Genomic DNA, 13215 nt, shown 5'->3' on the forward strand with positions numbered 1-13215 from the left:
TGCTAGAGTGGGCTAGTGCCATCTTGGCATCTTGCGCCTTAGGGTGGATCTATACCGCTTTAGCTAAATAGATCTGCTTGTGACCCAGTATTTTGGTTCTTCTCAGAGGCGTTGATCCACTCAATTGGTTTAAGGCCATGCCCAATTAGCCACTTATTCGCTTGGGTGAAGTGTTTGCAACTTCCAGTGCCGCCTGGCTCTAAAAAAGGCTTAGCGGTTTTATAGACGCCTAAGCCTGACGGATGTGACGATTGAAGGATCAATTGATCTTTGCCTGATTCGATCAGTGGTAATTTGGATTGGGCATGTCCGCCCCAAAGCATCCAAACTAAAGAGGGCTTTTTTAGCGCAAGTGCGCAAATTAATTGGTCAATCAAACTCTTCCAGCCTAAATTGGTATGACTACCAGCCTCTCCTAAGTTAACGCTCAGAGCAGTATTAAGTAGAAGCACTCCTTGTTTGGCCCAGTGATGTAAGTCACCGTTTGGAAGAGCGCCAAAACCCTCAAGAGCTAGAGCCTTGCTGATATTACGTAGTGAGCTTGGAAAGTCGCGAGAGTTTGTTGGAATATTTGCAGGAATGGAAAATGCGAGACCTTGTGCCAGTCCGGGTGAGTGATACGGATCTTGCCCAAGAATGACTACTTTTACTGAGTGAACCGGTGTTAAAACGAGTGCTTTAAAAAAATTTTGCGGTTCAGGTCGAACGCTCGCAAAATCTTTATCGAGGACCGCTTGAATATTGCGCTCTAATTCAATCCAAGCAGAAGACTCAAAGTAATCACCTAAAAGCTCGCGCCAATCCTTTGGGATATCGTCTTTTGAAAAAGAAGGCATCAAATTATTTGGAGTTGGTTTGTGCTGGAATGAGTTCGTATTGTTTAGGTGCCTGTGATGGCATCAACGTCAGAATGCGCTCGTGCTCCAGATCGTCGCGATAGAACGATAGGGTAACGGGTTGATTTTCTAAAAGACCGCTCAGTACCTTATCTAAGTGTGTGCTAGTAATGCGTTGGCCATTCATGCTGGCCAGTAAATCTCCCGGGGCTAAGCCTGCGGCTTGTGCAGCCCCACCATCCAGAACATGGGTTACCTTAAGCCAGCCATTTGAATCTGTATGGCGAATCCCAAGTGGTAACTTGATTCTCTCTAGCTTCGTCTGCGTTTTTATTTTTACTGAGATGAGTTTGGAGGAAATCCACTGTTGTAGCGGGATGTCTTCAGTGCCAAAAATGTAGCGAGACTTGACTTCATTCCAAGTTTCAATAAATCCCTGACCCAGCAACTCAAAAATTAATTCATCTAAGCCATTTTCAGAGATACCATCAAGCGTGACGCCATGCTTTTGCCAAATCAGGCGCATGAGATCGTCTAAAGACTTTTTATTTTTAGAGAAGGCGCGTATTTGCAAATCTAATCCCAGAGCTAGCAGAGCGCCTTTACCGTAGTAACTCACAACGATATTGGGAGTGTTTTCATCGGCTTGGTAGTACTTTGTCCAGGCATCAAAAGAGCTATCTGCCAAACTTTGCTTGAGTCTTCCGGGCCCACGTAAGACCCCATTCCAATTATCGGCGACGAGTTTTAAATAGGTATTGAGATCAATTCTTTTGCTACGAAGCAATTGCAGATCATCGTAGTAACTTGTAAAGCCCTCAAACAACCAAAGTAAGCGTGTGTGATTTCGGTTGCCAAGCGAATAAGGCTGAAAGGCCTTTGGCTGAATGCGCTTTACTAGCCAGGCATGGAAATACTCATGACTGCATAAGCCTAAAAACTCTCGATAGCTTGCTTCATCTAAAGGAATATTTTTCTGCGGGATTTGATCTCGACGACACAGTAGTGCAGTGCTATTACGGTGCTCAAGACCACCATAGCCATTTAGAACTGCATTCACTAAAAAGAGATAGCTCTTAAAGGGGGCCAGTTTGCTTATGGGTTCAAAAAGATTAATGGTGGATGAGCAGATTGCCTGGAGGTCACTTGTAAGGCGTGCAACATCAATTGGGTGGACACATCCTTGAATAGCCATACTATGAACTGTATTGTTAGATGTCCATTTGACTATCTGGAACTCACCTATAGCTACTGGATGGTCAATCAAGTCGTCGTAATTTTGGGCAAGATAAAACCCAAAACCGCGCCTATCAGTTTTTACTGCTCTCAAACCAGTTTGCACAGTCCAATTTTCAGCAAATGCATTGTCTGGAGGGGTGATAGCTAAAGAGCAGGGGATATTTTCTTGTCCTTTCACCGCAAGGCAAAGACTGGTCGCATTGAAAAACGCACGCTCAGAATCTAGGTAAGCTGCACGAACAGAGTTATCGAAGGCGTAAACCGTTATTAGGATATCTACAGCACCATCGACCCTGGGTAGCAGCCACTGATCATTATTAATGCGCTCTAAGACAAGTTTTTTCTTTGTCCCATGAGCGGTAAATGCTTCAATTGCTTCAATGTGTTTTGAGAAGTCACGAATTAAATAGCTACCAGGTATCCATGCTGGCATCTGCACAACCTGTCCATTAGGATCAGGATTAGTAATATGGAGTTTTACTTGAAAGCGATGACCGTGAAGGTCTGCAGGCCATACGGTGTACTGGATTTCTGGCAGATCAGTTTTATTCATGTTTCTTCAGCTATTTATTTCAGAGAAGCAAATTTCTTTTCAATATCGGTCACTTGAACCGCGCCAGGAAAGCGACTGCCATCGGTAAAAAATAGTGTTGGAGTGCCAGTGATTCCATAGGTTTTTGCAAAAGTCAGATTTTTATCTAATGGATTACTGCAGTCAGTTTTTCCACTAGGAGCAACACCATTGATCATCCAGTCCATATAAGTCTTATTAGGGTCTGTTGAGCACCAAATTTGTTTTGCCTTTTGTATGGAATCGGCTGAGAGAATAGGTATGAGATAGGTATAGATGGTTACGTTATCTAGCTGCTGCAGTGATTTCTCGAGGCGTTTGCAGTAGCCACAATTTGGATCAGAAAAAATCGCTAATTGACGGGTTCCGTTGCCACGAACAGTCTTAAAGGCATTGGCTTGATTCAGGTCGGTCCATTTAATGCGATTTAAATCAGCTTGCCTTTGCTCAGTAATGTTTTTGCCGGACGCAAGCTCAATGATCTCGCCCTGAATTAAATACTTAGCGTTAGCGTCGGTATAAAAAATATCATTACCTACCAGGACCTCATAAAGTCCTGATACCGGCGCGGGTGTAACGCTCCGAACTTTTGCGTTGGTGCCAAGCTTTTTCTGAATTTCAGTTTTGATTTGCTGATCTGCTTGCGCTTGTGCTGAGCTAGAAAGTATGAAGCTAGCACTAATAAATACAACAGTGGATATCACAACGGATAAAAATTTAGTCAAAATCAATTTCTCCTAATGCTCGCTCAATGAGACGCTGTTTAATGAAGTGACTTTTGTTAACTAAGCCAAGCCCCCAATTGCGCAACTGTTTTTCTGTACCGCTCGTACCAGAAAATAATTTCTTTAGCTTGTCAGTAACCCATAAGAGCGCACTAGTATCGCCTTGTCGTTGGCGTTCATAGCGGCGCAGCAGGGTTAGATCACTTAACGAGCGGAATGATTCACGCCTGCCATAAATATTGAGCAATACGGCGACATCTCGCAAACCCAAGTTCAACCCTTGTCCTGCCAAGGGGTGCATCACATGAGCTGCGTCACCTATCAGCACTACTTTGGGATTATGTTCTGGACCAATAAAACGGGCTGCCCTCATTTTTCTTAATGGAAATGCGGCGGCATTGGAGTTTAGAGTGAGATCACCTAGTTGTTTTGTAATTGCGCCATTAGCAACGGATGCAAAACGATCTAACCATTGGGATTGATTGAGTTGCAACAATTCTGCGGCATGTTCTGGTGATGTCGACCACACCATTGACACTTGCTTATTTGGTAGCGGCAACATAGCAACGATGTCACCGCCTGGTAGAAACCACTGGAAAGCAGTTTCAAGATGAGGGTAAGTACAAGTCCAGTTTGCTACGACTGCGCTTTGTGAATAACTTTCCTCACTCACGCTGATGCCAAGTTCTGAGCGAATGGGAGAGTTTGCTCCATCTGCAGCAATGACGAGTTGTGCGCGGATGATAGAGCCACTCTTTAATTGCAGAGTATTGCCCTCTGTATCAACATTGATTTTTTCAACAACATCGGAGATTCGCTCTAATTTGCTTTGAAAGCGCGATGCTTGATCTAGCGTATGTTCAATTAAATTGGATTCCCCGATCCATGCAAGCTGCGGTGTACCGGCTTCAAATGCTGAAAGATGCAGCTGATCATTTTTCTCGCCACGATCTCCGTAAATACGCATATCGCGAACTACTTGAAGACGGTTGTGGTCTAGCGCATCCCAAATCTGGAGGCGGGCCAAGAGCTTTTGGGTGCTTAGTGAAAAGGCATAAATTCTTTGGCCCCATTGACTCCCTTGAGGGCTGGCAACGGCTTGAGCTAAATCCGGGGCGATTTCCAAGGTGAGAAGCCCAAGCTGAGCCATGCCAAGGGCGCAAGCCTTGCCAGCAATGCCTCCGCCCACCACAACCACATCAACGGAGCGAATTTCTGAGGAATTTGCGGGTTTTTTAGCTAAAGGATTTTGGTGAGCTTCTGACATAACCTGATGATATCGAAACCAGCCCCTTTACAATAAGGACATGTCTTTGAAATGTGGCATCGTCGGCCTGCCTAACGTCGGCAAATCTACCCTCTTTAATGCGCTTACCAAGGCTGGAATCGCAGCGGAAAACTATCCTTTCTGCACGATTGAGCCCAATGTAGGCGTTGTTGAGGTTCCTGACCCCCGTCTAGCGGCTCTGGCTGAGATTGTGAAGCCTGAGCGCATCCTGCCGGCCGCAGTCGAGTTTGTCGATATTGCAGGCCTAGTGGCAGGCGCCTCAAAAGGCGAAGGCCTTGGGAATCAATTCTTGGCAAATATTCGGGAAACAGACGCTATTACCCATGTAGTGCGCTGTTTTGAGGATCCTAATGTGATCCACGTTGCAGGAAAAATCGACCCCATCGCTGATATTGGCGTGATTGACACCGAGTTGGCCTTATCTGATTTGGCAACTGTTGAGAAAACACTCAATCGTTCCAGTAAGGCCGCAAAGTCTGGCAACGATAAAGAGGCGGCAGCTTTGGTTGCAGTACTGACTAAAGTTCAAGCGCATTTAGATTCAGCGCTACCAGTTCGTAGCTTAGATTTAAGTGATGATGAGAAGTTGTTAATTAAGCCGCTGTGCTTAATTACAGCCAAACCTGCAATGTATGTTGCTAACGTTAAAGAAGATGGGTTTGAAAATAATCCCCACCTTAAGGCTGTAAAGCAACATGCCGCTAAAGAGAAGGCGCCTGTTGTTGCTGTTTGCGCAGCCATTGAAGCGGAGATTGCAGATTTAGATGATGCGGATAAAACCGAGTTCTTGGCTGATCTGGGAATGGATGAGCCTGGCCTAGACCGCGTCATTCGTGCAGGTTATGCATTGTTAGGTTTGCATACGTACTTCACGGCAGGGGTGAAAGAAGTGCGTGCTTGGACTATTCATCAGGGTGATACTGCCCCACAAGCTGCCGGTGTCATTCATACAGACTTCGAGCGCGGTTTTATTCGTGCTCAAACCATTTCTTATGATGACTTTATTCAATTTAAGGGCGAGTCAGGCGCTAAAGAGGCTGGCAAGATGCGTGCCGAAGGGAAAGAGTACGTTGTAAAAGATGGCGATGTTTTGAACTTCTTGTTTAACGTTTGATTGAACTTTGATCTCAATAAAAAAGCCCTGATGTCAGGGCTTTTTTATTGGTCTTATCACAACAAAATCTTAGGCTGATCTAGCAGCCTTTTCTAGGCATTTTGAAATCTCTTCGTAGCGCTTCATGGCAGCCTTTGTAGGTAATACCTCTTTTTTACGACCATCTTCATTTGCTGCCATCTTGATATATCCCATCGCACTAAGATTTTTCAGGCGACCATGTAGGGTTGCTTGTGAGCCCAATTCAGCAATTGAAATGAGATCACCAACTAAGACAGATTGCTTTGCGTGTGCTGAGGTAACAATTTTGTCCAAAAGACTTTCTTCAATCGCATCTAGCTTTTTTCCAGGATTGATTCGATCCAGGGCATCGATGAGGTTTAAAAAACGTAAATAAGCTGATTGTTTGGTGCTCGACATGATTTCAATTATAAATATGGGTATAACGTATTAGCTTTAGAGCTAATACGAACTTTATGCTGAATACCCCTAACTTGCAATGCCTTTTCTCGGTTATTGAATAAGCCATACTCTCTGTAATGTCAAAATTTCTACCACTTATGCGCACATGGTTTGCTAGTTTTGTAATTAGTGCGTTAAGTTATGTTGTGCTCTTCTATATCAACTCGTGGCTTACAAGCGAGTTAATTTTCGGTTCTGGAGTGAATTGGATTTATCTGCCAGCTGGCTTACGTCTTTTTCTGACTTTGATCTTTGGATTGCCAGGCGCTCTTGGAATTGCATTTGCTTCATTTCTCATTAGTAACTGTGGCGCTCTCTCAAACGATTTAATTATTTGTATTGGTACTGGTCTGATTTCTGGACTGGCTCCTTATATCGCCAGAATTCTCGTGATGAGTAATGTGAAATTGGAATCAGATTTAAGTAACTTAAATCTACCTAAATTATTGATATGCATTCTGGCTTACGCTTTACTAAGTGCAGGCCTGCATCAATGTTGGTATGCCACTGTAGGGCTTGAAAATAGTGGCAGTTTTAACCACTTCTTAGTGATGTTTATCGGTGATGTTTTGGGATCTTTGCTACTAATCTCTTTAATCAAAAGTAGCCTGGACTGTTTAAGGCGATTGAGGCTGACTAGGCAAACAGATCGCTGAGGGCGGCACCGGGGTTCGGGGAGCGCATAAATGCTTCGCCAACTAAGAATGCATTTACCTTGTTATCGCGCATCAATTGGACATCGGCACGATTTATTATTCCAGACTCTGTTACAAGGGTCTTGTTGCTGGGAACGGACGATAGTAAAGAGAGCGTGGTTTGAAGTGTGACCTCAAATGTCTTGAGGTTACGATTATTGATTCCAAGCAATGGAGTGTTGAGTTCGAGCGCCTGATCCAGCTCTTTGGCATTATGTACTTCAACCAATACATCAAGACCCAACTCATGAGCGCAACTCTCGAGCTCTTTCATTTGGTTCAATTCTAAGCAAGCCACGATCAGCAAAATTGCATCGGCACCAATCGCCCGAGCCTCATAAATCTGATAAGGATCTATGGTGAAGTCTTTCCGTAAAACTGGAATACTGCAAGCAGCGCGTGCTTGTTGGAGATAGTCATTGCAGCCCTGGAAGTAATCCACATCAGTGAGGACTGATAAACAGGCGGCGCCATGCTTTTCATAAGACTGGGCAATTTCTGATGGAATGAAATTCTCACGCAGAATGCCTTTACTTGGGCTAGCTTTCTTGATTTCAGTGATAACGCCCGCCTTGCCTGATGCAATCTTTTGTTCAATCGAACGAATAAAGCCTCTGGGCTTTAGTTTGGCATCTTGATTATTAGATTCGGCCTGATCACGTTGATTTGCAAGCGATAGTTGTTTTAAGTTGCGCGCAATTTCAATCTTTTTGGTTGCAACAATTTTTTCGAGAATATCGCTCATAAATAGTAATTCACTAAGATTGTGTTGCCGCTACGAAGGCATCTAATTTTTGACGGGCAGCGCCTGATGCAATAGCCGCTTTTGCTTTACTAATACCACTCGCAATATCGGCTGCAATACCAGCTACATATAGTGTGGCACCCGCATTTAAGCAAACAATGTCGCTTGCTGCGCCAGGTTTGTTATCGATAACATCGAGAACAATACGTTTAGATTCCTGTGCATTAGCAACCTTGAAGCTATTGGTTGGCGCTGTATTGAGACCAAAGTCTTTTGGATGAATTTCATATTCACGAACTGAGCCATCTTTCAGTTCACCAACCAGAGTGGGGCCTTCAAGGGAAATTTCATCAAGACCATCCCGACCGTAAACGACTAAGGCATGTTCCATACCGAGTGCTTGTAATACACGCGCCTGAATACCAACAAGATCTGGATGAAAAACACCCATCAAAATCCGTTTTGCATCTGCTGGATTCGTTAGCGGACCCAAGATATTGAAAATAGTGCGCACACCTAGTTGTTTACGAATAGGCACCACATTTTTCATGGCGGGGTGATGATTAGGGGCAAACATAAAGCCAGCGCCTACCTTTGAGATGCATTGCGCAACTTGGTCGGCGGAGAGTGCCAGATTGACACCTAGTGCCTCGAGAACATCGGCGCTACCGGACTTACTGCTAACACTGCGATTACCGTGTTTTGCAATTTTTGCACCTGCTGCTGCGGCAACAAACATAGCGGCGGTAGAGATATTAAATGTGTGGGCGCCATCACCGCCAGTACCCACTACGTCCACTAGGTGAGAGCGATCTTCTACATGTACTGAGGTGGCAAATTCACGCATGACTTGTGCAGCAGCAGCGATTTCGCCAACAGTTTCTTTTTTGGTGCGTAGCGCAACCAATAAACCAGCTACAAGCTCAGGTGGCATTTCGCCGCTCATAATGAGGCGCATCATCGCCGTCATTTCATCATGAAAGAGTTCGCGGTGTTCGATGCAGCGTTGTAAGGCTTCTTGAGGGGTAATAGACATGAGGCTCTGAATAATAAGTTGTATTACTTGCTCTGCAAAAAATTCTTGAGTAGGGCGTGTCCATGCTCAGAAAGAATAGATTCTGGGTGGAATTGAACACCTTCAACCGATAACTCTTTATGACGTACACCCATAATTTCGCCATCAGAAGATGTCGCGGTCACTTGTAAACATGTTGGCAGAGAGCTTTTTTCAATTGCCAAAGAGTGATAGCGAGTGACTTTAAATGGATCTGGAAGATTTTTAAAGACGCCAACCCCTGTGTGATGAATGCTGTCTGTCTTGCCGTGCATCACTTTTTGGGCGCGAATAACATTGCCGCCAAAGGCTTCGCCAATTGCTTGATGACCCAAGCACACGCCCAAGATTGGAATCTTGCCTGCATATTGTTTGATGGTATCAACAGAAATGCCTGCCTCTGCTGGGCTACAAGGGCCTGGAGAAATGCAAATACGTGCAGGGTTTAGTTTTGCAATCTCAGCGACAGAAATTTCATCATTACGAAATACTTTGACCTCTTCACCCAGCTCTGCAAAGTACTGCACGAGGTTATAGGTAAATGAGTCGTAGTTATCAATCATTAGGAGCATCAAGTCCTCCTTGTACTAAATCAGCTGCCGTTAAGACTGCGCGTGCTTTTGCTTCAGTTTCTTTCCATTCCGCTGTTGGGTCTGAGTCTGCAACAACGCCAGCACCGGCCTGGGAATGCAACACGCCGTTGCGAATGACGCCTGTACGAATTGCAATCGCTACATCCATATCGCCTGAAAAGGAGAGGTAGCCGACTGCACCACCATAAACACCGCGCTTCACAATTTCCATTTCATCGATGATTTCCATTGCCCGAATCTTAGGTGCTCCGGAAAGGGTGCCAGCAGGGAAAGTTGCGCGCAAGACGTCCATATTGCTCATATTGTCTAAAAGATTGCCCTCTACCGAGCTCACAATATGCTGAACGTGAGAATACTTTTCAATCGACATTGAGTCGGTCACTTTGACTGAGCCAGTTTTAGCGATGCGACCTACATCATTGCGGGCAAGGTCAATGAGCATGACATGCTCAGCAATTTCTTTTGGATCAGCCAAGAGTTCTTTGGCAAGACGATCATCCTCTTCAGGATTAGCGCCACGAGGGCGAGTGCCAGCAAGCGGACGAATCGTCACTATCTTCTCAGCGGCACGCTTTTCTTGGCGAACTAGGATTTCTGGGGATGAGCCAACGATTTGTAGGTCACCAAAATCATAGAAATACATATAAGGTGACGGATTTAAGGAGCGCAATGCTCTATACAACGCTAGAGGTGAATCAGCGAATGGTTTGCTAATGCGTTGACCAATGACTACCTGCATGCAGTCGCCTGCCAAAATATATTCTTTGGTTTTACGAACGGCATCTTCAAAATCAGCGGCTTTAAATTTACGGACTAGTTCAGTTTTAGTGCTTGCCAAAGAAGGTGGCATGCTCACTTGCTTATTAAGACAGGCCAGTAAGTCTTTTAGGCGCGCTTGCGCTTTTTCAAAACCTTCCGCAATACTTGGGTCTGCATAGACGATGAAATAAATTTTGCCTGCGACGTTATCGATGACGACTAACTCTTCAGTAAGCATGAGTTGAATATCAGGAACGCCCAACTCATCTGGTAAGTTGTGTTTAGCAAGACGGGATTCGATATAGCGAACTGTGTCGTATCCAAAGTAACCTGCTAGACCACCACAAAAGCGCGGCAGGCCAGCTTGCACTGCAACCTTAAAGCGTTTGAAATAAGCATCCACAAAATCAAGTGGATTATCTGTATTGGTTTCAACAACTTTGCCATCGGTCACAACTTCATTTACAGGATTTGTCGGCGTGCCTACAGTGCGAACGATAGTCTTGGCAGGAAGGCCAATAAAGGAGAAGCGACCAAAACGCTCGCCACCTAGAACTGACTCGAGTAGATAAGTATTTTTGTTGCCAAAGGTTTGACTTAATTTGACATAGAGCGAAAGCGGCGTTTCTAAATCAGCTAAGACCTCTTTCACCAGGGGAATGCGATTGAAACCCTGCTTGGCTAGGGCATTAAATTCTTCGCGCAACATTAGGATTTTCCTGACTTTCCTAACTCTGTGCGCATGGCATCAATGACTTGCTTGTAATCATCTTCTCCAAAAATAGCTGAACCGGCAACAAAAGTATCGGCACCAGCTTGAGCAACTTGTGCAATGTTGTCGACCTTAATTCCACCATCTACTTCAAGGCGAATATGACGACCCGTTTCAGCTTTGTAACGATCTAAGCGAGTGCGTACTTGAGCAATCTTTTGCAGGGTACTTGGGATAAACGATTGACCACCAAAGCCAGGATTAACTGACATGAGTAGGACTAAGTCGAGTAACTCAAGAGTGTGATCCAAATGATCCAGTGGAGTTGCAGGATTGAATACAAGTCCCGCTTGACATCCTTGATCGCGAATTAAATTTAATGTGCGATTCACATGAGGACTTGCCTCTGGATGAAAGCTAATGAGATTGGCGCCTGCTTTTGCAAAATCGGGAACGATGCGATCAACCGGTTCAATCATCAAGTGAACATCGATGACTGCGGGCTTGCTATTTTTATTGGCATAAGGACGAATAGCCTCACACACCAAAGGGCCAATAGTGAGGTTTGGTACGTAATGGTTGTCCATCACATCGAAGTGAATCCAGTCGGCACCAGCCACTAAAACATCCTGTACTTCCTTGCCTAAGCAGGCAAAGTCAGCTGACAAAATAGAGGGGGCGATCAGAAATTCACGATGAGAAGGGTTTTTTTGACTTTCCATCCCTAGATTCTAGCTTGCAGTTGGCCTTAGGATGGAGCAGAATTCGAGCATGAATCCCCATGAAATCAGCATTACGGTCAAGACCCAGTACCTTCCGGACCAATCTGACCCAGATAATCGTCAATTTGCCTTTGCCTACACGGTCACAATCCGCAATACGGGTTCGGCCAGTATTCAGCTCATTGCCCGCCATTGGTTCATTACAGACGGGGATAACGACGTTCAGGAGGTGCGAGGGCTTGGTGTGGTGGGGCAGCAGCCTTTATTACGTTCTGGTGAGCATTTTGAGTACACCAGTTGGGCTACCTTACCAACGCCAGCAGGAACTATGCGAGGCGAGTATTTTTGTGTAACTGAAGACGCCCAGTTTTTTCAGGCCCCCATCCCAGAATTTGTTCTGGTGATGCCGCGGACGCTTCATTAAATAACTGAAAAGCTTATTTTTTACCCTTGCCGGTCCACAGGACGATGAATAGCAAAAGTCCTAGGGCAATTGCACCCTCTAAGACAAACAGTAGCATTGGGTATTCATCAAGTAAATTAGCGATCATGATTTTTAAAATTAAATTGTTTCAAGCTAGTGTATTCGCTATTGTGATTGCAAGTTTAGTTGCTGGTTGTTCAACGCCGCCTACTCGTGGAACAGGGTATCGATCCGGAGGTGTAGGGGGCACCCCTTCTACCTATAGCTCGTCGATTGCCAGCTTTAGTGCTGTGTCATGGCAAGCCTTACCTGGTTGGCAGGAGGATGATCTTACTCAGGCATGGCCAGCTTGGCTCAAGAGCTGTGATACTTTACGCAAGCGCAGTAGCGAAGTCAATTGGTATCAGGTATGCGCTCAAACTTCAAGCGTTTCGGGGCGAGACAGTCAAGCGATTCGTCGCTATTTTGAAAATAACTTCCAAGCGTATGAGATTCGCAATAGTTCTGGAAGTGAGACGGGCATGATCACAGGTTATTACGAGCCAGTGATGAATGGGTCACTCACCCGAACCAATGCTTACAGTGTCCCACTCTACGCTTATCCGAATGCTTGGAAAAAATCGAAACCGAATCCAGGTCCAACTCGTGTAGAGCTAATGAGTTCGGGAATCCTAAAGGGTTCTGAGATAGCTTGGGTTCAAGATCCTATAGCAGCAGCGTTTATGCAAATTCAGGGATCGGGAAAAATTCGACTTGATGATGGTCGTGTGTTGCGCTTAGGTTTCGCTGGTACTAATGAACAACCTTTCAAATCTTTTGCGCAATGGTTACTTGATCGAAAAGAAATTACCCGCAGTGAAGCAACAATGCAGGGCATCTCGCAATGGGCAAAGCGTAATCCAGATCGCGTGAATGAAATGTTGAACGCCAATCCTCGTTTTGTCTTTTTTAAAGAATTGCCAGGCAACGTAGAGGCAGATTTAGGTCCTACTGGAGCGCTTGGTATTCCCCTCACTTCGGAGCGGAGTATTGCGATTGATCTTCAAGCGATGCCACTAGGTGCACCCGTATTTTTGTCTACTACCAAGCCTTTAAGTAGCCAAGCCCTGCAAAAGTTAGTGATGGCCCAAGATACGGGTAAAGCCATTGTGGGTGGCGTCAGAGCTGATTACTATTGGGGTTCGGGCGAGTCTGCTGGGGAAATGGCGGGGCGAATGAAACAAAATGGCAAGATGTGGTTATTGCTACCGCGTTAATGAAGGTCACAAAGAGAGAA

At 45.1% G+C, this 13215-nt stretch carries 14 protein-coding genes; 4 read left to right on the forward strand and 10 right to left on the reverse strand.

Translation table 11 applies throughout. The features are described from left to right. Nucleotides 1–59: 59 nt before the first annotated feature. Genes ICV38_RS00730 through ICV38_RS00745 form a run of 4 tightly spaced genes read right to left on the reverse strand, consistent with a single transcriptional unit; the run spans nt 60 to nt 4638 of the window. The gene (locus ICV38_RS00730) at nt 60–836 is read right to left on the reverse strand and encodes a uracil-DNA glycosylase (RefSeq protein WP_215381829.1); all 777 of its coding nucleotides are present in this window, start codon (nt 834–836) and stop codon (nt 60–62) included. A gap of 4 nt (nt 837–840) precedes the next feature. Further along, nucleotides 841–2628 carry a M61 family metallopeptidase gene (locus ICV38_RS00735; RefSeq protein WP_215381831.1) on the reverse strand — a complete coding sequence of 596 codons (1788 nt, stop codon included), beginning with the start codon at nt 2626–2628 and terminating at the stop codon, nt 841–843. Nucleotides 2629–2642: 14 nt separating this feature from the next. After that, entirely contained in the window at nt 2643–3371 is a 729-nt protein-coding gene (locus tag ICV38_RS00740; RefSeq protein ID WP_251368164.1) for a DsbC family protein, read from the reverse strand. Further along, nucleotides 3364–4638: an FAD-dependent monooxygenase gene (locus tag ICV38_RS00745; protein ID WP_215381833.1), complete on the reverse strand. Its 1275-nt coding sequence runs from the start codon at nt 4636–4638 to the stop codon at nt 3364–3366. Before ICV38_RS00745 ends, ICV38_RS00740 begins: the two co-directional genes overlap by 8 nt. A gap of 40 nt (nt 4639–4678) precedes the next feature. Between ICV38_RS00745 and ychF the strand changes: the two genes are divergently transcribed. After that, nucleotides 4679–5773, forward strand: a complete 1095-nt coding sequence (ychF, locus tag ICV38_RS00750; RefSeq protein WP_215381838.1) for a redox-regulated ATPase YchF — start codon at nt 4679–4681, stop codon at nt 5771–5773. Nucleotides 5774–5842: 69 nt separating this feature from the next. Here ychF and ICV38_RS00755 read toward each other — a convergent pair whose 3' ends face one another. Beyond that, nucleotides 5843–6193, reverse strand: a complete 351-nt coding sequence (locus ICV38_RS00755; RefSeq protein ID WP_215381839.1) for a hypothetical protein — start codon at nt 6191–6193, stop codon at nt 5843–5845. 119 nt (nt 6194–6312) lie between these two features. Between ICV38_RS00755 and ICV38_RS00760 the strand changes: the two genes are divergently transcribed. Beyond that, nucleotides 6313–6891, forward strand: a complete 579-nt coding sequence (locus ICV38_RS00760) for a hypothetical protein (protein ID WP_251368165.1) — start codon at nt 6313–6315, stop codon at nt 6889–6891. On the opposite strand, the gene trpC is transcribed toward ICV38_RS00760, so the two are convergent. The 5 genes from trpC to rpe are packed head-to-tail and all read right to left on the reverse strand — an operon-like array spanning nt 6872 to nt 11515. Further along, nucleotides 6872–7675, reverse strand: a complete 804-nt coding sequence (gene trpC / locus ICV38_RS00765) for an indole-3-glycerol phosphate synthase TrpC (protein ID WP_215381840.1) — start codon at nt 7673–7675, stop codon at nt 6872–6874. The genes ICV38_RS00760 and trpC overlap by 20 nt on opposite strands. A 13-nt stretch (nt 7676–7688) precedes the next feature. Further along, the gene (gene trpD / locus ICV38_RS00770; RefSeq protein WP_215381842.1) at nt 7689–8711 is read right to left on the reverse strand and encodes an anthranilate phosphoribosyltransferase; all 1023 of its coding nucleotides are present in this window, start codon (nt 8709–8711) and stop codon (nt 7689–7691) included. A gap of 23 nt (nt 8712–8734) precedes the next feature. Then, the gene (locus ICV38_RS00775; RefSeq protein WP_215381844.1) at nt 8735–9301 is read right to left on the reverse strand and encodes an aminodeoxychorismate/anthranilate synthase component II; all 567 of its coding nucleotides are present in this window, start codon (nt 9299–9301) and stop codon (nt 8735–8737) included. After that, nucleotides 9285–10790: an anthranilate synthase component I gene (gene trpE / locus ICV38_RS00780; RefSeq protein WP_215381846.1), complete on the reverse strand. Its 1506-nt coding sequence runs from the start codon at nt 10788–10790 to the stop codon at nt 9285–9287. Before trpE ends, ICV38_RS00775 begins: the two co-directional genes overlap by 17 nt. Then, nucleotides 10790–11515 (reverse strand): ribulose-phosphate 3-epimerase, encoded by a 726-nt coding sequence (gene rpe, locus ICV38_RS00785; RefSeq protein WP_215381848.1) that lies wholly within the window; start codon nt 11513–11515, stop codon nt 10790–10792. Before rpe ends, trpE begins: the two co-directional genes overlap by 1 nt. Before the next feature lie 49 nt (nt 11516–11564). On the opposite strand from rpe, the gene apaG reads away from it, so the two are divergent. Continuing rightward, nucleotides 11565–11939 (forward strand): Co2+/Mg2+ efflux protein ApaG, encoded by a 375-nt coding sequence (gene apaG, locus ICV38_RS00790; RefSeq protein ID WP_215382663.1) that lies wholly within the window; start codon nt 11565–11567, stop codon nt 11937–11939. Between the two features lie 125 nt (nt 11940–12064). Then, nucleotides 12065–13195, forward strand: coding sequence for a murein transglycosylase A (locus tag ICV38_RS00795; protein WP_215381849.1), 1131 nt, complete (start codon nt 12065–12067; stop codon nt 13193–13195). Nucleotides 13196–13215 lie beyond the last annotated feature (20 nt).

The sequence above is a fragment of the Polynucleobacter sp. MG-6-Vaara-E2 genome (genome assembly GCF_018687695.1).
Lineage (GTDB): Bacteria > Pseudomonadota > Gammaproteobacteria > Burkholderiales > Burkholderiaceae > Polynucleobacter.